Annotated in this window: 22 protein-coding genes; 11 read left to right on the forward strand and 11 right to left on the reverse strand. The window is 59.3% G+C overall.

Features of this window, described 5'->3' with window-relative positions:
- Positions 1-54 precede the first annotated feature (54 nt).
- Entirely contained in the window at positions 55-1,605 is a 1,551-nt protein-coding gene (gene norR, locus ASC74_RS20495) for a nitric oxide reductase transcriptional regulator NorR (RefSeq protein WP_056743554.1), read from the reverse strand.
- A 156-nt stretch (positions 1,606-1,761) separates the two neighbouring features.
- Here norR and hmpA point away from each other — a divergent pair, with 156 nt between their 5' ends.
- Positions 1,762-2,943 (forward strand): NO-inducible flavohemoprotein, encoded by a 1,182-nt coding sequence (hmpA, locus tag ASC74_RS20500; protein WP_046048235.1) that lies wholly within the window; start codon positions 1,762-1,764, stop codon positions 2,941-2,943.
- Positions 2,944-2,995: 52 nt separating this feature from the next.
- Here hmpA and ASC74_RS20505 read toward each other — a convergent pair whose 3' ends face one another.
- From ASC74_RS20505 to ASC74_RS20525, 5 genes are all read right to left on the reverse strand, one after another.
- Positions 2,996-3,652, reverse strand: a complete 657-nt coding sequence (locus ASC74_RS20505) for a helix-turn-helix transcriptional regulator (protein ID WP_056743556.1) — start codon at positions 3,650-3,652, stop codon at positions 2,996-2,998.
- 92 nt (positions 3,653-3,744) lie between these two features.
- The gene (locus ASC74_RS20510; protein ID WP_056743558.1) at positions 3,745-4,872 is read right to left on the reverse strand and encodes an NAD(P)/FAD-dependent oxidoreductase; all 1,128 of its coding nucleotides are present in this window, start codon (positions 4,870-4,872) and stop codon (positions 3,745-3,747) included.
- 166 nt (positions 4,873-5,038) lie between these two features.
- Positions 5,039-5,986, reverse strand: coding sequence for an ornithine cyclodeaminase family protein (locus ASC74_RS20515; RefSeq protein WP_177338870.1), 948 nt, complete (start codon positions 5,984-5,986; stop codon positions 5,039-5,041).
- Between the two features lie 126 nt (positions 5,987-6,112).
- A complete protein-coding gene (gene rhlB / locus ASC74_RS20520; RefSeq protein WP_056743562.1) occupies positions 6,113-7,600 on the reverse strand; it encodes an ATP-dependent RNA helicase RhlB in 1,488 nt (495 codons plus the stop codon).
- A 98-nt stretch (positions 7,601-7,698) separates the two neighbouring features.
- Complete coding sequence (locus ASC74_RS20525) at positions 7,699-8,355, reverse strand: alpha/beta hydrolase (protein WP_056743564.1); 657 nt, start codon at positions 8,353-8,355, stop codon at positions 7,699-7,701.
- Positions 8,356-8,822: 467 nt separating this feature from the next.
- On the opposite strand from ASC74_RS20525, the gene ASC74_RS20530 reads away from it, so the two are divergent.
- From ASC74_RS20530 to ASC74_RS20545, 4 genes are all read left to right on the forward strand, one after another.
- Positions 8,823-9,851: an amino acid ABC transporter substrate-binding protein gene (locus tag ASC74_RS20530; protein ID WP_033056430.1), complete on the forward strand. Its 1,029-nt coding sequence runs from the start codon at positions 8,823-8,825 to the stop codon at positions 9,849-9,851.
- Between the two features lie 65 nt (positions 9,852-9,916).
- Positions 9,917-11,098: an amino acid ABC transporter permease gene (locus ASC74_RS20535; RefSeq protein ID WP_046048228.1), complete on the forward strand. Its 1,182-nt coding sequence runs from the start codon at positions 9,917-9,919 to the stop codon at positions 11,096-11,098.
- A 10-nt stretch (positions 11,099-11,108) separates the two neighbouring features.
- Entirely contained in the window at positions 11,109-12,206 is a 1,098-nt protein-coding gene (locus tag ASC74_RS20540; protein ID WP_056743566.1) for an amino acid ABC transporter permease, read from the forward strand.
- A gap of 10 nt (positions 12,207-12,216) precedes the next feature.
- Entirely contained in the window at positions 12,217-12,981 is a 765-nt protein-coding gene (locus tag ASC74_RS20545) for an amino acid ABC transporter ATP-binding protein (RefSeq protein ID WP_046048226.1), read from the forward strand.
- Positions 12,982-13,045: 64 nt separating this feature from the next.
- On the opposite strand, the gene ASC74_RS20550 is transcribed toward ASC74_RS20545, so the two are convergent.
- Both ASC74_RS20550 and ASC74_RS20555 read right to left on the reverse strand, forming a co-directional pair.
- Positions 13,046-13,528: a type II toxin-antitoxin system MqsA family antitoxin gene (locus tag ASC74_RS20550; protein ID WP_056743568.1), complete on the reverse strand. Its 483-nt coding sequence runs from the start codon at positions 13,526-13,528 to the stop codon at positions 13,046-13,048.
- Positions 13,525-13,836 carry a type II toxin-antitoxin system MqsR family toxin gene (locus ASC74_RS20555; RefSeq protein WP_046048224.1) on the reverse strand — a complete coding sequence of 104 codons (312 nt, stop codon included), beginning with the start codon at positions 13,834-13,836 and terminating at the stop codon, positions 13,525-13,527. The genes ASC74_RS20550 and ASC74_RS20555 overlap by 4 nt, the downstream gene beginning before the upstream one ends.
- Before the next feature lie 167 nt (positions 13,837-14,003).
- Between ASC74_RS20555 and ASC74_RS20560 the strand changes: the two genes are divergently transcribed.
- The 5 genes from ASC74_RS20560 (at position 14,004) to ASC74_RS20580 (ending at position 17,951) form a co-directional block, all read left to right on the forward strand.
- A complete protein-coding gene (locus ASC74_RS20560) occupies positions 14,004-14,663 on the forward strand; it encodes a FadR/GntR family transcriptional regulator (RefSeq protein WP_056743569.1) in 660 nt (219 codons plus the stop codon).
- Positions 14,653-15,969 (forward strand): CynX/NimT family MFS transporter, encoded by a 1,317-nt coding sequence (locus ASC74_RS20565; RefSeq protein WP_056743571.1) that lies wholly within the window; start codon positions 14,653-14,655, stop codon positions 15,967-15,969. The genes ASC74_RS20560 and ASC74_RS20565 overlap by 11 nt, the downstream gene beginning before the upstream one ends.
- Positions 15,970-16,096: 127 nt before the next feature.
- Entirely contained in the window at positions 16,097-16,567 is a 471-nt protein-coding gene (locus ASC74_RS20570) for a nuclear transport factor 2 family protein (protein ID WP_056743573.1), read from the forward strand.
- 39 nt (positions 16,568-16,606) lie between these two features.
- Positions 16,607-16,927 carry a GIY-YIG nuclease family protein gene (locus ASC74_RS20575; RefSeq protein ID WP_056743575.1) on the forward strand — a complete coding sequence of 107 codons (321 nt, stop codon included), beginning with the start codon at positions 16,607-16,609 and terminating at the stop codon, positions 16,925-16,927.
- Positions 16,928-17,015: 88 nt separating this feature from the next.
- Positions 17,016-17,951 carry a glutathione S-transferase family protein gene (locus tag ASC74_RS20580; protein WP_056743577.1) on the forward strand — a complete coding sequence of 312 codons (936 nt, stop codon included), beginning with the start codon at positions 17,016-17,018 and terminating at the stop codon, positions 17,949-17,951.
- 103 nt (positions 17,952-18,054) lie between these two features.
- Here ASC74_RS20580 and ASC74_RS20585 read toward each other — a convergent pair whose 3' ends face one another.
- Positions 18,055-18,405 (reverse strand): glutaredoxin family protein, encoded by a 351-nt coding sequence (locus tag ASC74_RS20585; RefSeq protein ID WP_056743579.1) that lies wholly within the window; start codon positions 18,403-18,405, stop codon positions 18,055-18,057.
- Positions 18,405-19,409, reverse strand: a complete 1,005-nt coding sequence (yejK, locus tag ASC74_RS20590; protein WP_008147593.1) for a nucleoid-associated protein YejK — start codon at positions 19,407-19,409, stop codon at positions 18,405-18,407. Before yejK ends, ASC74_RS20585 begins: the two co-directional genes overlap by 1 nt.
- A gap of 396 nt (positions 19,410-19,805) precedes the next feature.
- Here yejK and ASC74_RS20595 point away from each other — a divergent pair, with 396 nt between their 5' ends.
- On the forward strand, positions 19,806-20,087 hold the full coding sequence (locus ASC74_RS20595; RefSeq protein WP_007905514.1) for an HU family DNA-binding protein: 282 nt from the start codon (positions 19,806-19,808) through the stop codon (positions 20,085-20,087).
- Between the two features lie 103 nt (positions 20,088-20,190).
- Here the strand turns inward: ASC74_RS20595 and rlmF are convergent, their stop codons facing one another.
- Positions 20,191-21,213 (reverse strand): 23S rRNA (adenine(1618)-N(6))-methyltransferase RlmF, encoded by a 1,023-nt coding sequence (gene rlmF, locus ASC74_RS20600; protein ID WP_056743581.1) that lies wholly within the window; start codon positions 21,211-21,213, stop codon positions 20,191-20,193.
- Positions 21,214-21,327 lie beyond the last annotated feature (114 nt).

Below are 21,327 nucleotides of genomic sequence, written 5' to 3' on the forward strand. Positions count from 1 at the left end.
GGCGAGGACTGCGTCCTCGAACGCAGCCTTCGGCAGCTGCTACAGGGGATCGAGTTACTTCATGCCCAAGCGTTTGGCCATCCTTCCAAGATTCGCCCGATCCAAGCCTAGCTCACGCGCCGCACTCGCCCAATTGTTATGGTGCCGTTCCAGACAGGCGTCGATCAGTCGACGCTGATAATCCTCGGTCGCCGCCCGCAAATCTCCCGAGACCAAAGCCGCAGGGCTGACAGGGGCTGGCTCGGTTGCAAGCTCAACGCTGCCAGTGGGCAAATCCAGATCCGCCGCGCTCAAACTCAGAATCTTCGGCCGTTCCTTGCAATTACCCAGCGCCTTCAAGGCACTGCGGCCAATCAAGTGCTCCAGCTCCCGCACATTGCCCGGCCAGGCATACGCCAGCAATGCAGCTTGGGCATCGCTGTTCAGGCGCAGGCTGTTGAGGCCCATGCGTGAACGGTTCTGCTCCAGAAAATAGCCGCTGAGCAACAGCACATCCCGCCCACGGTCACGCAGTGCTGGCACCAGCAACGGATAAACGCTCAGGCGGTGATAGAAGTCGGCACGGTAGCGGCCGCTGCGCACTTCCTCGGCCAGGTCGCGGTTGGTCGCGGCGATCAGTCGTACGTCGACCAGATGCTCTTTATCCGAGCCCAATCGCTGCAGCTGACCGCTTTGCAGGACTCGCAGCAATTTGGCCTGGACGGTCAGGGACAGCTCACCGACTTCATCGAGAAACAGCGTGCCGCCATTGGCCAGTTCAAACTTGCCGCGCCGATCGTTCATCGCGCCGGTGAAGGCGCCGCGGACGTGGCCGAACAGTTCGCTCTCCACCAGCGTGTCCGGCAGCGCGGCGCAGTTGAGGCTGATGATCGGCTTGTCGGCCCGAGGCGATGCGGCGTGGATGGCTTGGGCGACCAGTTCCTTGCCGACCCCGGTTTCGCCGGTGATCAGCACGGTCAGATCGCTGCCTCCCACCAGATTGATTTCTTCCACCAGCCGTTTGTGGGCCTTGCTCTGGCCAATCATCTCGCGGTTCTGCTGGCCGCTGGCTTGTCGGTAAACCTCGGCACGCTGATGTTCGTCTTCGACACGATTGGCCAGCCGTTCGATGCGCTCGGCGGCGTTGACCGTGGCGGCGGCGAGGCTGGCGAAGGCTTCCAGGGCGTCCAGTTCGATCGGTTCGAAGCGCTCTGGATCGAGTGCGTCGAGGGTCAGCAAACCCCACGGACGTTCGTCGATAAACAGCGGGCAACCCATGCAGTCGTGGACTTCCAGATGATCATCGAGGCCATCGATCAGTCCGTCGTAAGGGTCGGGCAAGTCGCTGTCGGCGGCGAAACGGGTCGGGCCGTGGCTGCTGAGCAGCGCTTCGAAACGCGGGTGTTCGCTGACTTTGAAGCGTCGGCCGAGGGTGTCGGTGCTCAATCCGTCGACGGCCAGTGGCACCAGCCATTCGCCATCGAGGCGCAGCAGGGCAGCAGCATCGCAGGGGAGCAGGGCGCGCATGGCTTCGAGCAAGCGCCGATAACGCTCGCCTTCGGGGAGTTCGCGGGACAGGTCGGCGACCAGTGGTAGCAGGGTGGTGAGCAAGGCTTTTGCAGTCATAGTGACTCCGTGTAGTCGGTATGACTATAAGTCAGGGTGTGTCGATATGACTATAAAGAATTTAACATGTTGATTTATAAGGTTTTATTTTGTGGCACGGAAACTGATAAGTACAAGGCAATCAGTTAGCAATCCAAGTAGTTCAGGAGTCGCCTTATGCTTAGCGTTCAAGACCGTGCAATCGTCAAATCCACCGTACCCTTGCTGGAAAGCGGTGGCGAAGCATTGATCACTCATTTCTACCGCATGATGCTGTCCGAGTACCCGGAAGTTCGCCCGCTGTTCAACCAGGCCCACCAGGCCAGCGGTGATCAGCCGCGCGCTTTGGCCAACGGTGTCTTGATGTATGCGCGGCACATCGACCAACTCGACCAGTTGGGCGACCTGGTGGCCAAGATCATCAACAAGCACGTGGCCCTGCAAATTCTCCCGGAACATTACCCAATTGTCGGCGCCTGCCTGCTGCGAGCCATCTCCGAAGTGCTGGGCGACGAGATTGCCACACCTGAAGTGATGGCCGCCTGGGGGGCTGCCTACGGTCAATTGGCCGACATCCTGATCGGCGCCGAAACCAGTATCTACGACCAGAAGGAGCAGGCACCGGGCGGCTGGCGCGGAGCGCGGGAATTCATCGTGGTGGCCAAGGTCGAGGAAAGCGCGGAAATCATCTCGTTCTACTTCGAACCGGCCGACAAAGGCCCGATTCTGGCAGCAGAGCCGGGCCAGTACATCGGCATGAAACTGATTCTTGATGGCGAAGAGATTCGTCGTAACTATTCACTGTCGGCCTTGGCCAACAAGGGCCAGTACCGGATCAGTGTCAAACGTGAAACCGGTGGCCGCGCCTCCAACCATCTTCATGATCAATTGCATGTGGGCTCCAGCATCCAGCTGTTCCCGCCATCGGGCGAGTTCACCCTGACCGACAGCGACAAACCGTTGGTGCTGATCAGCGGCGGCGTCGGCATCACTCCGACCCTGGCAATGCTCGAAGCGGCGCTGGCGACCGAGCGGCCCGTGCACTTTATCCACTGCGCGCGTAACGGTAGCGTTCATGCATTCCGCGACTGGATCGATGGCTTGGCCGAGCGTCATCCGCAACTCAAACGCTTCTATTGCTACGACGAAGATGATGGCGTGAGCCCGGCGGCGCACAAGGTTGGCCTGTTGAGCCAGGAGCAACTGGGCGAGTGGTTGCCGCAGCAGCGTGACCTGGACGCTTACTTCCTCGGACCTAAAGGCTTCATGGCAGCGGTCAAGCGCCACCTGAAAGCGCTGGGTGTACCGGAGAAGCAAAGCCGTTACGAATTCTTCGGGCCGGCTTCGGCGCTGGAGTAACGCTAACGCCCGGTACTCTGTGGCGACGGAGCAAGCTCCCTCGCCACAGGTTTCAGCCCTTCAGTTCCTTCAAATGTTTGTACACCGTTGCCCGCCCCATGTTCAGCACGTTCGCCACATAGTTGGAGGCGCTTTTACCTTTGAAGGCGCCTTCGGCGTGCAGTGCCAGCACCAGTTCGCGCTTATGGTCACGGGTCAGCAGGTTCAGGCTCAGCTGACGCTCGCGCAGCCAGGCGTGGAGGAAAGTGTTGATCCGCTCCTGCCAGTCATCGCGAAACAGCGAGTCCGGTTGCGGAATCAACTTGCTCGGTGACAGGAACAGATCCAGTGCAGCCTTGGCATTTTCGAACAACGAAATATTCAGATTAATGCACAGCACCGCCAGCGGATGACCTTCGCTGTCGCGCAGCACACTGCTCAGGCTGCGAATCTTCTGGCCATCCCAATTGAGCTTTTCGTACGGCCCGATGTTTCGTTCGCTGATCTCTTCGCTGAGCATGTCCTCCAGCGCCGAGTCGTCACCGATTTCCCGTTTGGACAGGTTGTTGGCGATGTAGTCGACCTTCTGTGTGCGTAGATCGTGCAGCACCACCTCGGCGTGAGGAAAGAACAGCGTGGCGATGGCATCGGCGATCGCGCGGAAGTTGTCCAGCGGCGAGCTCTTCAATACAGAGTCATCACCGGCTGGTTCTTGTTCTTGGGCGTTCATAAAGTGGAGCTCCAGACAGCATCAGCGCCCCGTCAAAAAAGGGCGCTGGAAGTTTGCCGCAATCGTGTCGACACGTCACCTGCGTCCGAAAGTCAGCCCAGTCGCGACGGGGAGAGCATCTGGGTGTTCAGACCGAAGCGAGTCAGTTGCTCGGGCAAGGCTTCACCGCGTACTAGTGCAGCGCTGGCCTGGCCCATGGCCGGCGAGGTCTGGATGCCATAACCGCCTTGTGCCGCAACCCAGAATAACCCCGGCACCTGCGGATCGAAACCGGACAGCAAATCACCGTCGCTCACGAAACTGCGCAAGCCGGCCCAGGTGCGGGTCGGACGGCGGATGGTCAGGGTGGTGGCTTCTTCGATCTGGTAGATGCCCATTGCGATGTCCAACTCTTCGGGCTGCACGTCGTGCGGTTCCACCGGGTCGGCGTTGGCTGGCGAGCCGAGGAACATTCCGGCGTCGGGCTTCATGTAGAAGGATTCATCGAGGCTGACCAGCATTGGCCAGTGGTGGATGTCCACGCCCTCGGGGCCGGCGAAGATGAACGCCGCACGGCGCTTGGGTTGCAGGCCCAGTGGTTTGGCACCGGCCAGCTCGCCGATTTTGTCGGCCCAGGCGCCTGCCGCGTTGATGATGATCGGGGCGCTGAAGGTTTGACCGCTGGTTTGCACGTGCCACACACCTTCGGCGTCACGGGACAGGCTCAGGACTTCGCTGTCGGTATGAACTTCGCCCTTGTTGCGTCGGATACCGCGCAGGTAGCCCTGGTGCAAGGCATCGGTGTCGATGTCGCTGGCAGTCGGGTCGTAAATCGCACCATGGACTTTTTCCCGGCGCAGGATCGGCAGGCGCACGCAGGCCTCCTCGGCGCTGAGCAGCTGCATCTCCGGCACCGTGGCTTTGGCGCTCAGGTATTGATTGTTCAGTTCGGCCGGGTCACCGGTGAAGTCCACGGTCATCTCGCCACGCGGGGTCAGCAGCGGGTGTTCGCAGAAACCGGCCGGCGGCGCGTCGAAGAAGTCGCGGCTGGCCTGGGTCAGCGCCCGAACTTGAGGCGTGCCGTAGGCGGCGGTGAACAGCGCGGCTGAACGTCCGGTGGAGTGGTAAGCCGGATGGGACTCGCGTTCGAGCACGATCACTCGGGCGTGCTGCGACAACCAGAAACCGGTGGAAGCACCGGCAATCCCGCCGCCGATGATGATGAAATCTGCCTGGCTCATGAACATCTCCTGATGGGCGCAAAGGCCGAAAATTGTAGAGATCCCTTGTAGGACTGTAGGAGCTGTCGAGTGAAACGAGGCTGCGATCTTTTGACTTTGCTTTATAAGGCAAGATCAAAAGATCGCAGCCTCGTTTCACTCGACAGCTCCTACAGGGTTTGTGGTGTTAGCGCTGTAGGCGGTAGATGGCATTCGCCAGCGCGATGTCTTCCAGGCCCAGGCCAATGGAGCGGAAGAACACATGACGGTCGTAGTCGGGGCGCTGGACTTTTTCGCTGAGGAGATCGGGCAGGTCGCCGATGATCGCGCCCTTGTCCCAGCCATGTTGTTCACCGGCAATCAGCATCTCGCCGGCCGAGCCCGGGGTGGTCAGACGATAATCGCAGAACACTTGCATGTCATTGAGGCTCTGCGGCGGCACTTCGTGGGCCCGCGGTGCGTTGGTGCTGATGGAGGTGATCAGCGCCGGTTTACTCAAGCTTGAAGGGTCGATCACCGGGCCAGCGGACGAGGTGCAGAGCATGATCACGTCGGCGTCTTGAACGGCCGCTTCACGACTGTCGACGATAGTCAGCCGAGGATCGAGACTTTGGAGCTGTGCCAATACGTCGGGATTCTTGTCGCTCAGGCTCGGCGAGTAGAGGCTGATGCTCTGCCAGTCGCGCAGGCCTTTGACGTAGTGCAAGTGCGCCTGGGCGACCTTGCCGCTGCCGATGATCGCCAGACGTTGGGCCTTCAGCGGGGCGAGGGCGTCGACCGCCACGGCGGTTGTTGCGGCGGTGCGCGCCGTGGTCAGTTCGCCGGCATCGCAGAGCAACAGCGGCTGGCCGGTCTGCATCGACATCAGCAGCGTCCAGGCGGTCACCAGCGGACCTTGTTCACGCACGATGTATGGCGAAGTCTTGACCCCGTAAACGCCGTCTTCGGCCAGCACGCCCAAGTAGTTGATGAAGTCGCCAGCACCCTGCGGGAACTCCACCAGTTGCTGTGCCGGTTGCACGGCTTGCCCGGCGGCCAGGTCGCGGAACAGTTTGCGCAGGATCTGCGGCACGTCGACCTGCGCCAGCAGCTCACGAGCCTGAGGTTGGGTGATCACATAAGGCGTACTGGTCATGGTCGGCTCCGGGAGCTGGAAGTAAACTAATTTGTCCATTATGGACTTTTAGTTGTCTCGATCAATGTCCGGACGAAAAAAAAGCGCAGTCCGTTTCCGGCTGCGCCTCTTTTAGTGCGACCCGCGTTACGGGCGCTTGCGCTCAACCGCCCGCAACAGATGCGTCGGTGGCGTTTCGCAGCTGATCTTGCGACCCAACAGCGCCTCGATGGACGGTAGCTGGTAGGAGTCATCTTCACCGGCAAAACTGATGGACACGCCATCGGCGCCGGCACGACCGGTACGACCGATGCGGTGCACGTAGTCGTCCGGGACTTCCGGCAGGGTGAAGTTGATCACGTGGCTGATGCCGTCGATGTGAATGCCGCGACCGGCCACATCGGTGGCGACCAGGACGCGGATCTTGCCTTCGCGGAAACCTTCCAGGGTCTTGATGCGCTTGTGCTGCGGCACGTCGCCGGACAGCTGCGCGGCGTTGACGCCGTCACGCACCAGACGTTCTTCGATGCGCCGCACTTCATCCTTGCGGTTGGCGAACACCATCACCCGCTCCCAACCGTTGTCGTTGACCAGGTTGTAGAGCAGTTTGTATTTGTCGGCACCGGCCACGGCGTAGATGTGTTGCTCGACGTTTTCGCTGGCCACGTTCTGCGACTCGATCTCGACGATCGACGGGTCGGTGGTCCATTGCTTGGCCAGGTTCATCACGTCTTCGGTGAAGGTCGCGGAGAACAGCAGCGTCTGACGCTCGTTCTTCGGCGGGGTCTGGCGAATGATCTGACGCACTTGTGGGATGAAACCCATGTCGAGCATCCGGTCGGCTTCGTCCAGGACCATGACTTCGACCATGTCCAGGTGCACGTCGCCGCGCTGGTTGAAGTCCAGCAGACGGCCCGGTGTGGCCACGAGGATGTCGCAATGACGGGCTTCGAGGTGCTTGAGCTGCTTGTCGAAGTCCATGCCGCCAACGAACGTCATGACGTTGAGGCCGGTGTACTTGGTCAGGTCGGCTGCGTCCTTGGCGATCTGCACCACCAGTTCACGGGTCGGTGCAATGATCAGCGCCCGCGGCTCGCCCATATAGCGTTCTTTCGGCGGCGGGGTTTCCAGCAACTGGGTGATGATCGAAATCAGGAATGCAGCGGTTTTGCCGGTGCCGGTCTGGGCGCGACCGATGGCGTCTTTGCCTGCGAGGGTGAAGCCAAGCACTTGCGCCTGGATCGGCGTGCAATACGGGAAGCCCAGGTCCTGGATGGCGTGCATCAGTTCGGGGGCGAGTTTGAAATCGTGAAAACGGGTTTTGCCTTCCTGGGGTTCGACGGCGAAGTCTTCGAGTTTCCAGGGAATAAGCGGTGCTTTTGGCTTGGGTTCGCGACGCGGTCGGGCAGGTTTCGCAGCTTCGCTGCTCGGTTCTTCAGAGGCTTGAGCCTCAACGGGTTGGACGGCCGGTGTGGTCATCGGCTCGTGCTTCGGTACCGCTACGGTTGCGGTCCGGCCAGACTGATTACCGTCGGTGCGGTGGCTGGGATGGTGAGACGGAGCGCTGGAGACTGGCGCGAGCTGCTCAGTCTCGCTTTTACCGAACATTTTCTTGAGTGCTTTGAGCACGGTCATCTCATCAATTGGTTAAGGAATATACGCCGGCCAGTGTAATGCAAGAATCGGGCGCGGCGTAGTGGGATGGATCAATGGGCTGCTTTTCACATAAACCGTTAACGCAAGCGCTCGGCGAGCCAGACACCAATGTCGCGAATCTCTTCGGGTAACACTTCGTGACCCATTGGGTATTCCTGCCATGTCACGGTGACACCATGCTGCTTTAAATACTCGTAGGCGGTGCGGCCCATGGAGTTTTGAACGACGTCATCGTACTGGCCGTGTAAAGACAGCACGGGAATGCGCTGCTGGCTGGCGGAAAGCTCCAGTTCATCGCTGAAGGTCGGTGCATAGGTAGAGAGGGCAAGTACGCCACCCAGCGGCCCCTGCCATTTCAGAAACGCGGTGTGTAACGCCACCGCGCCACCTTGGGAAAACCCTGCCAGGAATATCCGCGAGGCGTCTATTCCGATGGCGCGCTCCACTTCGATCAAATTGACGGTCCTCTGCGCCGACTCTTCCAGCTGCTCGCGGTTGATCGCGCGCGCGGGGCTCATGGCCAATATGTCGTACCAGCTCGGCATTTCGTAACCACCATTGATGGTCACGGCGCAGGTCGGTGCCTGAGGGAGAACGAAGCGGGTGGTCAGCAGGCTTTCCTGCAACGCCTCGGCCACCGGCAAGAAGTCGTAGCGATCGGCGCCCAGGCCGTGCAGCCAGATAACGCAGGCATCTGCGGGCTTGACGGGTTGAAGAATCAAGGGCTCGGTCATGGTTGCTCCAATGTTGTGCAGACGCTCTCATTGGGTGCGAGGCCCGAGTGCACGTCTGGTTGATCAGTTAATAAGATGTCGCAAGGCTACAAGTTTTGCTATTGACCTGTCGCTAAATCGCTTCAGCGAGCGGTCTGGTACGGGCTTTGCTATGGGGAAACGGTGCAACCCATCTCGCGCCTTGCGGTAACACTATCAGTGTACTGCTGGCGGTGGGATAGCAAAGAATCCGGTGATGGATGTTCGCCAGTGGCCGCTACGGGCTTCGCGAACGTGAAAGGGCTACAGCCCGTTCGGCCGATTGGTGAGAAGTGAGTTGTCCATGATGTGGATTTTCTCCTACTAGACTCATAGCGCAGGTCTTACGTCGGTTGACCCCAAAAAAAGCCAACACGGGTCAACAACGCCTCATAAGGGTGCGACTGGACTCAAGCTCCGACACAACAAGAGCAAAACTGGAGGTTTGAATGAAGATGTTGAAATCCACCCTGGCTATCGTGACTGCAGCCGCAGTACTCGGTGTCAGTGGGTTCGCTCAGGCGGGTGCAACCCTGGATGCAGTGCAGAAGAAAGGTTTCGTACAGTGCGGCGTCAGTGACGGTCTGCCTGGCTTCTCGGTACCGGACTCGACTGGCAAGATCATCGGCATCGATGCTGACGTCTGCCGCGCTGTGGCCGCTGCCGTTTTCGGCGATGCGACCAAGGTCAAATTCAGCCAGTTGAACGCCAAAGAGCGCTTCACCGCGCTGCAGTCCGGCGAAATCGACGTGCTGTCGCGTAACACCACCTGGACCAGCTCCCGCGATTCGGGCATGGGCCTGGTGTTTGCCGGCGTTACTTACTACGACGGCATCGGCTTCCTGGTGAACAACAAGCTGGGCGTGAAGAGCGCTAAAGAGCTCGACGGCGCCACCATCTGCATTCAAGCCGGTACCACCACCGAGTTGAACGTTTCCGACTACTTCCGCGGTAACGGTCTGAAATACACCCCGATCACCTTCGACACCTCCGATGAAAGCGCCAAGTCGCTGGAATCCGGTCGTTGCGACGTGCTGACCTCCGACAAGTCCCAGCTTTACGCACAACGCAGCAAGCTGGCGACCCCGACCGACTACGTCGTTCTGCCGGAAACTATCTCCAAGGAGCCTCTGGGCCCGGTCGTGCGTAAAGGCGACGAAGAGTGGTTCAGCATCGTCAAGTGGACCCTGTTCGCCATGCTCAACGCTGAAGAAATGGGTATCACCCAGAAAAACGTTGAAGCTGAAGCCAAAGCCACCAAGAACCCGGACGTCGCTCGTCTGCTGGGCACTGACGGTGAATACGGCAAAGACCTGAAAGTGAAGAAAGACTGGGTCGTGCAGATCGTCAAGCAAGTGGGTAACTACGGTGAAGTGTTCGAGAAAAACCTCGGCAAGGGCACTCCACTGGCCATCGACCGCGGGCTGAACGCTCTGTGGAACAACGGCGGCATTCAATACGCACCACCAGTGCGCTGATGGTTCTATCACCCGGTGGGCCAACCACCGGGTGATGTTCTGTTCCATTATTTGCGGGGCACTTCATGCAAAATTCAATCGGCGCACCAAAGCAGAGGCTCAGCCTCAGCGATCCAAAAGTGCGTGCGTGGCTATTTCAGATCATCACCATTGTGGCGGTGGTCTCGATGGGCTGGTATCTGTTCGACAATACGCAGACCAACCTTCAACACCGGGGCATTACCTCCGGCTTCAGCTTTCTGGAGCGCAGTGCCGGTTTCGGCATCGCTCAACACCTGATCGACTACACCGAATCGGACAGCTATGCCCGGGTGTTTGTCATCGGCCTGCTCAACACGCTGCTGGTGACGTTCATCGGCGTGATCCTGGCGACGATCCTCGGGTTCATCGTTGGTGTGTCACGGCTGTCGAAGAACTGGATCATTGCCAAGCTGGCGACGGTGTATGTAGAGGTTTTCCGTAACATTCCGCCGCTGCTGCAAATCCTGTTCTGGTACTTCGCGGTGTTCCTGACCATGCCGGGGCCACGCAACAGCCATAACTTCGGTGACACCTTCTTTGTCAGCAGCCGTGGCCTGAACATGCCGGCCGCGTTGACGGCAGACGGTTTCTGGCCGTTTGTGGTGAGCATCGTCGTGGCCATTGTCGCCATCGTGCTGATGAGCCGCTGGGCGACCAAACGCTTCGAAGCGACCGGCGTACCGTTCCACAAGTTCTGGGTGGGCCTGGCGCTGTTCCTGGTGATCCCTGCGCTGTGCGCATTGATCTTCGGCGCGCCGCTGCACTGGGAAATGCCGAAGCTGCAAGGCTTCAACTTCGTCGGTGGCTGGGTACTGATCCCGGAACTGCTGGCGCTGACCCTGGCCCTGACCGTATACACCGCGGCGTTTATCGCCGAGATCGTGCGTTCGGGCATCAAGTCGGTCAGCCACGGCCAGACGGAAGCGGCGCACTCGTTGGGATTGCGCAACGGTCCGACCCTGCGCAAGGTGATCATCCCGCAAGCCCTGCGCGTGATCATTCCACCGCTGACCAGCCAATACCTGAACCTGGCGAAGAACTCCTCGCTGGCGGCCGGTATCGGTTATCCGGAAATGGTCTCGTTGTTTGCCGGTACGGTGCTGAACCAGACCGGGCAGGCGATCGAGGTGATTGCTATCACCATGAGCGTGTACCTGGCGATCAGTATCAGCATTTCCCTGCTGATGAACTGGTACAACAAGCGCATTGCGCTGATCGAGCGGTAAGGAAAAGCGCATGACGACTCATACTTTCAAACCTGACATGCCCCCACCGAGCAAAGTGTTCGGGCCGATGGCGTGGATGCGCGCGAACATGTTCTCCAGCTGGCTCAACACCGCGCTGACCCTGTTCGCGTTCTACCTGATTTACCTGATCGTTCCGCCGATCCTGCATTGGGCCATTCTGGATGCCAACTGGGTCGGCACCACCCGCGCCGACTGCACCAAGGAGGGCGCCTGCTGGGTGTTCATCCAGCAGCGTTTCGGCCAGTTCATGTACGGCTACTATCCGGTGGACCTGCGCTGGCGCGTGGACCTGACCGTGTGGCTGGCGGTCATCGGCGTGGCACCCTTGTTCATCTCGCGTTTTCACCATAAAGCGGTATATGGCCTGAGCTTCCTGGTGCTGTACCCGATCATTGCCTACTTCCTGCTGCATGGCGGATTGTTTGGCCTGACCACCGTGGCGACCAGCCAGTGGGGCGGCCTGATGCTGACGCTGGTGATCGCCACCGTCGGTATTGCCGGTGCTCTGCCGCTGGGTATCATCCTGGCGCTGGGCCGTCGTTCGAACATGCCGGCTATTCGGGTGGTCTGCGTGACCTTCATCGAATTCTGGCGCGGCGTGCCGTTGATCACGGTGCTGTTCATGTCCTCGGTGATGCTGCCGTTGTTCCTGCCTGAAGGCATGAACTTCGACAAACTGTTGCGGGCACTGATCGGCGTGATCCTGTTCCAGTCGGCCTACGTCGCCGAAGTGGTGCGTGGCGGTCTGCAAGCGATTCCCAAAGGTCAGTACGAAGCGGCCGCAGCGATGGGCCTCGGTTACTGGCGCAGCATGGGCCTGGTGATTCTGCCGCAAGCCCTGAAGCTGGTGATCCCTGGCATCGTCAACACCTTCATTGCGCTGTTCAAGGACACGAGCCTGGTGATCATCATCGGCCTGTTCGACTTGCTCAACAGCGTCAAACAAGCCGCCGCCGACCCGAAATGGTTGGGCATGGCCACCGAAGGCTATGTGTTCGCGGCCCTGGTGTTCTGGATTTTCTGTTTTGGTATGTCGCGCTATTCCATGCATCTGGAACGCAAGCTCGACACTGGCCACAAGCGTTAGGAGTTCTGTAATGAGCGAAGCAATCAAAAAGCCTGCAAGCCCTGAAGGCATTATTCAGATGCAGGGCGTGAACAAGTGGTACGGCCAGTTCCACGTGTTGAAAGACATCAACCTGAACGTTAAACAGGGCGAGCGTATTGTCCTGTGCGGCCCGTCGGGTTCCGGCAAATCCACCACCATTCGTTGCCTCAACCGTCTGGAAGAACACCAGCAGGGCCGCATCGTGGTCGATGGCGTGGAGCTGACCAACGACCTCAAGCAGATCGAATCGGTCCGTCGTGAAGTCGGCATGGTGTTCCAGCACTTCAACCTGTTCCCGCACCTGACCATCCTGCAGAACTGCACCCTGGCGCCGATGTGGGTGCGCAAGATGCCCAAGCGCAAGGCCGAAGAAATCGCCATGCATTACCTGGAACGCGTCCGCATTCCGGAGCAGGCGCATAAATTCCCGGGGCAACTGTCCGGCGGTCAGCAACAGCGTGTGGCGATTGCCCGTGCCCTGTGCATGAAACCGAAAATCATGCTGTTCGACGAACCGACCTCGGCACTCGACCCGGAAATGGTGAAAGAGGTTCTCGACACCATGATCGGCCTGGCCGAAGACGGCATGACCATGCTCTGCGTGACCCACGAAATGGGCTTCGCCCGCACTGTGGCCAACCGCGTGATCTTCATGGACAAGGGCGAAATCGTCGAACAGGCTGCGCCGAACGACTTCTTCGATAACCCGCAGAATGAGCGCACCAAGCTGTTCTTGAGCCAGATTTTGCATTGATGCCTGGCTGACTCGAAACTCAAACCCGGCCTCGCGCCGGGTTTGTTTTTTGTACTTCTGGTGCTCAGGACACGGTGAGCGTTTCATGTTCCTTGTGCACCGTATCCTTGAAACCCCTCAAGTCCGCTCCTTCACCCAGGGTTCTCGCATCCGCGAGCAAGTGCGGATAGCGATCAAGCAAGCGCATCAGCACCATCAGTGCTTTGGGTGGAAGCAGTTCGCCGCGCTCGTAACGAGAAAACGCGTTGTGTCCGCCTCCGGACAACAGCAAAACTGCTTCTTTTTGCGACAGATGCAGTTTGCGGCGGATGCGCTTCATTTCGTTGCCGATCATTTGTCTGCCGGCGAGGACCAGTTCGTCACCTGCGTCTGAGTAACGCTTCGAACAACCGGCGTCGAGTATGACTTCCCCGCAGGCCTGGCACTCCCAACCGGACAACTCATCGAGCCGTCGCTCCATTCCCTTGACGCTCAAGGTTTCGCCGCGACCTTCGAAGTGCCGCATTCCCTCGCGCGCGCCGCAACTGAAGCATTGTTTTGTATTCATGGGTTTTTCTCCTTGAAGGAGATCACCGGAGGTTCACTGCCTGAGCAATAAGTGACCTTGATGTAAATCTCCAGATCGTGCGAAGTAACGTGGTAGACGTCTTGCCAGATTCGATGATCCTCATAGGTGGTCATCGATTTGTACAACATGTTGCGTTGAAGTTTGAGAATGATTTCTTGCATCTCTGTGATGTCCAGGCCGAGTGCAAAACCGGTTCTCCGGGCAATATGTGTAAACGCCCTGTCTCCAAGCCGCATAACGTCAGCTTTTATCACCGCCAGGTTGTAATGGGGTGTGTTCTTTTCCATAAGAAGCCGCTAACCCTATCCCTAAAATTACCCTTAAAGGGTAATTTTGACTAATCGAAAATCCCGCTCCATTTCCCTCTCCCTGACCGTAGGCGGTTGCCGTCCTACACGTAGCTGACTAACATGTCAGAAAATTCATCCTATGATTGGATGAAAGGGCGAATTCCATGTCAGACATTTCTCCATTAGTTAAACGATCCCTGGTCGATCAGGCGCTGGACCAGCTCCGCCTGCGCATCACCGAAGGCGTCTGGACGGTCGGCCAGCGTTTACCCACCGAACCTGAGCTGTCCGCCGAGCTGGGCATCAGCCGCAACACCGTGCGTGAAGCCATGCGCGTACTGGCGTTTTCCGGGTTGATCGAAATCCGTCAGGGCGACGGCAGTTACCTGCGGGCGGTGGTCGATCCGCTCGACACCCTGAAGGCGTTGTCCCGCTGCTCCCACGAGCAAGCCCGGGAGACTCGGCACATTCTGGAAGTCGAGGCCATCGGCCTCGCCGCGTTGCGCCGTACTGATGAAGACCTGGCGGCATTGCGCGAGGCGTTAGGCGTCAGTGGCAGTCACTACCACGGCGATCTCGACACGTATATCGCCTGCGATCTGGTGTTTCACCGGCGTTTGGTGGACGCCGCGCATAACCCGACGCTCAGCGAGCTGTACCGCTATTTCTCCAGCGTCGTCGGTGCGCATTTGCGCGAAACCCTGAACATTTCCCCTCGACGCCAAGAGGTGTTCGACCTTCATATCGCACTGCTTGATGCCGTCGAGCAACGCGACCCGGAACGGGCCAAAGCCCTGTCGAGGCAGTTGATCAATGAACCTTGAAACCGAGAACCCCATGTCCAGCCAGCAGGTCAACAACAGCAGCATTCCCCAGGCCAAGCGCACGGCGGAGCTCGAAGAGCTGCTGATCGACGCCGAGGCGGATGACGAACAGGTCCAGCAAAGTCACCCGATCCTGCGCCGCCCGTGGTTGCTGTTGCTGGGTCTGATTCTGGTGGCGCTGAACCTGCGCCCGGCGCTGTCGAGCATGGCGCCGATGCTCAGTGAGGTTTCGAAAACCCTCGGTTTGTCGGCAGCCCAGGCTGGTTTGTTGACGACGTTGCCGGTGCTGTGCCTCGGCTTGTTTGCACCGCTGGCGCCCGTGCTGGCACGACGTTTCGGCGCCGAGCGAGTGGTGTTGGGCATTCTCTTGATGTTGGCCGGTGGGATCATCCTGCGCAGTTCGTTCGGCGAGATCGGCCTGTTTGCCGGCAGTGTGCTGGCCGGCGCGAGCATCGGCGTAATCGGCGTATTGCTGCCCGGCATCGTTAAACGCGACTTCGCGAAACACGCGGGCACCATGACCGGCGTCTACACCATGGCCCTCTGCCTTGGGGCGGCGATGGCCGCGGGCGCGACCGTGCCGTTGAGCGAGCATTTCGACAAGAGCTGGGCCTTGGGCCTCGGCTTCTGGGTGGTTCCGGCATTGGTCGCGGCGATTTTCTGGTTGCCACAAGTCGGCCAGAAACACGGCGCGCACAACGTCGCGTATCGGGTTCGCGGTCTGTTGCGTGATCCACTGGCCTGGCAAGTGACGCTGTACATGGGCCTGCAATCTTCTCTGGCCTACATCGTGTTCGGCTGGTTGCCGTCGATCCTGATCGGTCGCGGCCTGACACCGACCCAGGCGGGTCTGGTGCTGTCAGGCTCGGTCATCGTTCAGTTGGCGAGTTCACTGGCGGCGCCATGGCTGGCGACGCGTGGCAAGGATCAGCGTCTGGCGATCGTCATCGTCATGCTGCTGACCCTTGGCGGCTTGTTCGGTTGCCTCTACGCACCGATCGAAGGCTTGTGGGGCTGGGCGATCCTGCTCGGTCTGGGGCAGGGCGGTACGTTCAGTCTGGCGTTGACCCTGATCGTGCTGCGTTCGCGGGACGCCCATGTCGCGGCGAACCTGTCGAGCATGGCCCAAGGCTTCGGTTACACCCTGGCGTCCATGGGGCCGTTCGCGGTCGGCATCGTGCATGACTGGACCGGCGGCTGGAACGCCTTGGGCTGGATTTTCGGCATCATCGGCCTTGGGGCGATCATAGCTGGTCTCGGCGCCGGACGTTCGCTGTACGTCCAGGTCGAAAGCGAAAGGGTCTGACAGCCGCACACTATCGGTATTCGGCTCACGAATGCCGATAGTGTTTCGCGCCTTTGTTGACTATCGTGCAGGCAATCTTTTGAAACCACTTTGCGCATCTATTTGCACATCCAGAGGGAGCCTGTCCATGAGTGATGCCCACAACGCTTTGATCACCCAGTTCTACCAAGCCTTCCAGCGCCTGGATGCCGAGGCCATGAGCGCCTGCTATACCGACGATGTGGTGTTCAGTGATCCGGCGTTCGGCGAATTGCACGGCCGCGATGCAGGCGACATGTGGCGAATGCTTACCACCCGGGCCAAGGATTTTTCCCTGACGTTCGATAACGTGCGCAGCGATAAGCGCACGGGCGGCGCCCATTGGGTGGCGACGTACCTGTTCAGCCAGACCGGCAACACTGTGGTCAACGACATTCAGGCACGTTTTGTTTTTCGCGACGGCAAAATCTGCGAGCATCACGACAGCTTCGATCTGTGGGCCTGGTCCCGACAGGCGCTGGGTTTCAAGGGGCTGTTGTTGGGCTGGACGCCGGCGGTGAGAAACGCCGTGCGCGCGCAAGCCTTGAAGGGGCTGAAGGCATTTCAGGCCAGTCGCTGATAAGATCGCGGCTTGTTTCTTACAAGCCTTGATCGTCACGTGAACACCGCCAGCGAAACTTCCGTCATCGCCGCCGAACCATCACTGCCCGTCAGCAAACCCTGGTTCGTCTACCTCGTTCGCGCGGCCAATGGTTCGCTCTACTGCGGGATCAGCGATGATCCCGTGCGCCGTTTCGCCACCCACCAGAGTGGCAAGGGCGCGCGATTTTTTCTCTCCAGCCCTGCCGTGGCACTGGTCTACACCGAAGCCTGCCGCGATAAAGGCGAAGCGCTGCGTCAGGAACGGCTGATCAAAAAACTCAAGAAAAGCGCCAAGGAATGCTTGGTGGCTACTGCTGCTGCGGGCTTATCAATCTGACTGATAAGTGCCCATCAGGCAGATGGCTGGGCTGCTCAGGGAATGCGCGCTAAGCTGCGGATTCCCAATCCGTGCGGCGGAGCCGAGCATGTCCGAGTTGATTTTGCATCATTACCCGACGTCCCCTTTCGCCGAAAAGGCCCGCTTGCTGCTGGGCTTCAAGGGGCTGTCCTGGCACTCGGTGAAGATCTCGCCGGTGATGCCAAAACCCGATCTGACCGCGCTGACCGGCGGCTACCGCAAGACGCCGGTGTTGCAGATTGGCGCGGATATCTATTGCGACACGTCGCTGATCGCCCGTCGTCTGGAGCAGGAAAAAGCCTTGCCTGCGTTCTTCCCGGAAGGCCAGGAAATGATCGCTGCGACCTTCGCCGCGTGGGCGGATTCGGTGGTGTTCCAGCACGCGATCAGCCTGGTGTTTCAACCGGAATCGATCGCCGTGCGCTTCGGCAAGTTGCCGCCGGAGGCGATCAAGGCGTTCATTGCCGATCGCGCGGAGTTGTTCAGCGGTGGCAGCGCCACACGGTTGCAGGCAGAACAGGCCCGGCATCAATGGCCGACCATCATGACGCGTCTGGAGCAACAGCTTCAGCGTGAGCAGGGCGACTTCCTGTTCGGTGAGCCGTCGATTGCCGACTTCGCCCTGGCCCATCCGTTGTGGTTTCTAAAAGCCACGCCCGTTACGTCACCGTTGGTCGATGCTTATCCTGCGGTTACGGCGTGGCTGGGTCGCGTGTTGGGCTTCGGTCATGGCGCGTTCAGCGAAATGACCTCCGAGGAGGCGCTGGAGGTTGCGCGCAATGCCACACCGGCCGCATTGCCGGATGAGCAATTCGACGAGCCGAATGGTTTTGAGGTTGGCCAGCAGGTGGTCATTGCCGCCATCGATTATGGCGTTGACCCGGTGGTGGGTGAGTTGTTGTTTGCGGGCAGTGAAGAATTGATTCTGCGTCGTGAAGACGAGCGTGGCGGCGTGGTGCATGTGCACTTTCCGCGGTTCGGGTTTCGCATCGAAAAACACTGACGTACAAAAATGTGGGAGCGAGCCTGCTCGCGAAAGCGGAGTGTCATTCACATTGATGTTGAATGTCCCACCCTATTCGCGAGCAGGCTCGCTCCCACATTGGTTACTTCAGTGCCGCGAGAATCTCATCCGGGTCATACCCGCGAATCAACGTCCCATTCACATCGATCAGCGGTATCCCGCGTCCACCCAGCGCTTCGTAGGCCTTGCGCGCCTCGGCATCCTTCTCGATATCGAACTCCTTGTATGGAATGCCCTTCTGATCGAGAAAGCGTCGGGTCAGTTTGCAGTAGCCACACCATTCAGTGGTGTAGAGCACGACGTTGGCCTTGGCCTGAGTCTGCTCGGACACCACCTGTGCCGGATGGAACACCCGCTCGATCTTGCCCCAGTTCTGGTAGACCACAACCACCAGCAGGATCAGCAGGAACTTCTTCAGTACGCCGCCGAGCATCAGTTACGTCGCTTGAGCTGATCGGTGAGCTGGGTCGGCAGACCTTTGATGATCAGCGTGCCGGCTTCTTCGTCGTATTCGATCTTCGAGCCCAACAGGTGCGCTTCGAAGCTGATGGACAGGCCTTCGGCGCGACCGGTGAAGCGGCGGAACTGGTTGAGGGTACGTTTATCTGCCGGAATCTCCGGCGACAGGCCGTAGTCCTTGTTGCGGATGTGATCGTAGAAAGCTTTCGGGCGCTCTTCGTCGATCAGCTCCGAGAGTTCTTCCAGGCCCATGGGTTCGCCCAGTTTTGCCTGGCTGCTGGCGTAATCCACCAGGGTCTTGGTCTTCTCGCGGGCGGATTCTTCCGGCAGGTCTTCGCTTTCGACGAAGTCACTGAAGGCCTTGAGCAGGGTGCGGGTCTCGCCGGGGCCGTCGACGCCTTCCTGGCAGCCGATGAAGTCGCGGAAATACTCCGAAACCTTTTTGCCGTTCTTGCCTTTGATGAACGAAATGTACTGCTTGGACTGCTTGTTGTTCTGCCACTCGGACACGTTGATCCGTGCCGCCAGGTGCAGTTGGCCCAGGTCCAGGTGCCGGGACGGGGTCACGTCCAGCTGATCGGTCACTGCAACGCCTTCACTGTGGTGTAGCAGGGCGATCGCCAGGTAGTCGGTCATGCCTTGCTGATAATGCGCAAACAGCACGTGGCCGCCCACAGAGAGGTTCGACTCTTCCATCAGCTTTTGCAGATGTTCCACCGCCACCCGGCTGAACGCTGTGAAATCCTTGCCGCCATCGAGGTATTCCTTCAGCCAGCCGCTGAACGGATGCGCCCCGGACTCGGCATGGAAGAAACCCCAGGCCTTGCCTTGTTTGGCGTTGTAGCTCTCATTGAGGTCGGCAAGCATGTACTCGATGGCGCTCGACTCGGCCAGTTCGGAATCGCGAGCGTGGAGAACTGCAGGTGTGCCGTCGGGTTTTTTGTCGATCAGGTGGACGATGCAATGGCGGATCGGCATGGGCTTCTCGGCTGATTGAAGAGAGGAGGGCGTGCTCCTCCAAAAAAGTGCCAAGTGTACCGCAACCATTGGTTTTGGCGCGGCACGAAGGGCAATTCGCAGGTGTCCGATGGCGCTTATGCTGTTTTTTACAGTTTTAGAGCAATAAAGCTGACCAAATGGGTAGCTAGAGGCGGATATTTCCCCGTCTCTGTGCTAGTTTTGCCCGGTCTTACGCGAAGTCACTGCGTTAAGCGTGCATTCAGCATTTGTCAGGTCGAACCAAACCCTGATTTCGGTATCTATAACCCCGACTCGTCGTGGTTATGGCCGAGGGTGCCAGATCCAGAAGATCGGGCTCGATGGCTGACACTGCACTCTGCAATCCATATGAATTTGATAGGGAAGGAACATTACATGGCTCTTACTAAAGACCAACTGATCGCCGACATCGCTGAAGCTATCGACGCGCCAAAAACCACCGCGCGTAACGCTCTGGACCAACTGGGCCAAATCGTTGCCGATCAGCTGGAAAACGGCGGCGAAATCACCCTGCCAGGTATCGGCAAGCTGAAAGTGACTGAGCGTCCTGCCCGTACCGGCCGCAACCCTTCGACTGGCGCTGCCATCGAAATCGCTGCCAAGAAAGTTATCAAGCTGGTTGTGGCCAAAGGCCTGACCGACGCTGTTAACAAGTAAGACGCAGTAAAAAAAAGCCGTGCTCCGGAGTGATCCGGGCACGGCTTTTTTGTGCCTGCGATTCAGCGACTGACCGAGGGCCAGTCGCTGTTTCAGTGACTAATCAGCTTTTGCGAGCCCAACGTTCGCGCCAGACCTGCTGCTCGGATTTGGTCTGGAAGGTCCAGGCGACGAAGCGGCTTTGCTTCTGGCCCTGAGACATTTCCACAACCTGGCTTTCCAGTACACCGGCCTTTTTCAGCGCCGTCTGGATCGCCGGCAGGTTGGAGGCTTTCGAGACCAGGGTGCTGAACCAAAGCACTTTGTGTTGGAAATGCGCGCTCTCGGCGATCAGTTGCGTCACAAATCGTGCTTCGCCACCTTCACACCACAATTCTGCCGATTGACCGCCAAAGTTCAGCACTGGCAGTTTGCGTTTTGGATCGGCACGGCCCAGGGCGCGCCATTTCCGCTCGCTGCCCTTGGTCGCTTCGTCCATCGAGGCGTGAAACGGCGGGTTGCACATGGTCAGGTCAAAGCGTTCGCCGGGTTCGAGCAGGCCCAGCAGAATGTGCTTGGGATTGCTTTGTTGGCGCAACTGGATGGCTTTGTTCAGCCCGTTGGACTGCACGATGGCTTTGGCAGCGGCCACGGCCGTCGGGTCGATTTCCGAGCCGAGGAAGTGCCAGCGGTAGTCGCTGTAGCCGATCAACGGATAGACACAGTTGGCGCCCATGCCGATATCCAGCACCTTGACCGGTGCGCCGCGCGGGATCTCGCCGTCGTTGACGCTGGCCAGCAGGTCGGCCAGGAAGTGCACGTAATCGGCACGGCCCGGAACCGGAGGGCAGAGGTAATCGGCCGGGATGTCCCAATGGGCGACGCCGTAGAACGACTTGAGCAACGCCCGGTTGAACACCCGCACCGCGTCCGGGCTGGCGAAGTCGATGCTTTCCTTGCCGTACGGATTGATGATCACGAACTTCGCCAGTTCCGGCGTGGTTTTGATCAGCGCCGGGAAGTCGTAGCGACCCTGATGGCGGTTGCGCGGATGCAGGCTGGCCTTTTCACGCGGTTCCACGGCTTTGGCCGGGGTGGCGGAATCAGGCTTTTTGCGCGCAGGTCTTGGTGTGCGGGGGGCGTTCATGGGCGTGGTCGATTCGGGTATGGCTAAAAGTGGCGGGTATTGTCCCACATCCAGCCGCTGCGAACCCAATTGTGACAAACAGCACAATCCCCCTGTGGGATTTGTGGTGTAGGG

The organism is Pseudomonas sp. Root329 (genome assembly GCF_001424925.1).
GTDB lineage: Bacteria > Pseudomonadota > Gammaproteobacteria > Pseudomonadales > Pseudomonadaceae > Aquipseudomonas > Aquipseudomonas arabinosi.

Coding starts and splice junctions, on each gene's coding strand:
- norR (WP_056743554.1), bottom strand. CDS start 1,605: ATGACTGCAAAAGCCTTGCTCACCACCCTGCTACCACTGGTCGCCGAC.
- hmpA (WP_046048235.1), top strand. CDS start 1,762: ATGCTTAGCGTTCAAGACCGTGCAATCGTCAAATCCACCGTACCCTTG.
- ASC74_RS20505 (WP_056743556.1), bottom strand. CDS start 3,652: ATGAACGCCCAAGAACAAGAACCAGCCGGTGATGACTCTGTATTGAAG.
- ASC74_RS20510 (WP_056743558.1), bottom strand. CDS start 4,872: ATGAGCCAGGCAGATTTCATCATCATCGGCGGCGGGATTGCCGGTGCT.
- ASC74_RS20515 (WP_177338870.1), bottom strand. CDS start 5,986: ATGACCAGTACGCCTTATGTGATCACCCAACCTCAGGCTCGTGAGCTG.
- rhlB (WP_056743562.1), bottom strand. CDS start 7,600: ATGACCGTGCTCAAAGCACTCAAGAAAATGTTCGGTAAAAGCGAGACT.
- ASC74_RS20525 (WP_056743564.1), bottom strand. CDS start 8,355: ATGACCGAGCCCTTGATTCTTCAACCCGTCAAGCCCGCAGATGCCTGC.
- ASC74_RS20530 (WP_033056430.1), top strand. CDS start 8,823: ATGAAGATGTTGAAATCCACCCTGGCTATCGTGACTGCAGCCGCAGTA.
- ASC74_RS20535 (WP_046048228.1), top strand. CDS start 9,917: ATGCAAAATTCAATCGGCGCACCAAAGCAGAGGCTCAGCCTCAGCGAT.
- ASC74_RS20540 (WP_056743566.1), top strand. CDS start 11,109: ATGACGACTCATACTTTCAAACCTGACATGCCCCCACCGAGCAAAGTG.
- ASC74_RS20545 (WP_046048226.1), top strand. CDS start 12,217: ATGAGCGAAGCAATCAAAAAGCCTGCAAGCCCTGAAGGCATTATTCAG.
- ASC74_RS20550 (WP_056743568.1), bottom strand. CDS start 13,528: ATGAATACAAAACAATGCTTCAGTTGCGGCGCGCGCGAGGGAATGCGG.
- ASC74_RS20555 (WP_046048224.1), bottom strand. CDS start 13,836: ATGGAAAAGAACACACCCCATTACAACCTGGCGGTGATAAAAGCTGAC.
- ASC74_RS20560 (WP_056743569.1), top strand. CDS start 14,004: ATGTCAGACATTTCTCCATTAGTTAAACGATCCCTGGTCGATCAGGCG.
- ASC74_RS20565 (WP_056743571.1), top strand. CDS start 14,653: ATGAACCTTGAAACCGAGAACCCCATGTCCAGCCAGCAGGTCAACAAC.
- ASC74_RS20570 (WP_056743573.1), top strand. CDS start 16,097: ATGAGTGATGCCCACAACGCTTTGATCACCCAGTTCTACCAAGCCTTC.
- ASC74_RS20580 (WP_056743577.1), top strand. CDS start 17,016: ATGTCCGAGTTGATTTTGCATCATTACCCGACGTCCCCTTTCGCCGAA.
- ASC74_RS20585 (WP_056743579.1), bottom strand. CDS start 18,405: ATGCTCGGCGGCGTACTGAAGAAGTTCCTGCTGATCCTGCTGGTGGTT.
- yejK (WP_008147593.1), bottom strand. CDS start 19,409: ATGCCGATCCGCCATTGCATCGTCCACCTGATCGACAAAAAACCCGAC.
- ASC74_RS20595 (WP_007905514.1), top strand. CDS start 19,806: ATGGCTCTTACTAAAGACCAACTGATCGCCGACATCGCTGAAGCTATC.
- rlmF (WP_056743581.1), bottom strand. CDS start 21,213: ATGAACGCCCCCCGCACACCAAGACCTGCGCGCAAAAAGCCTGATTCC.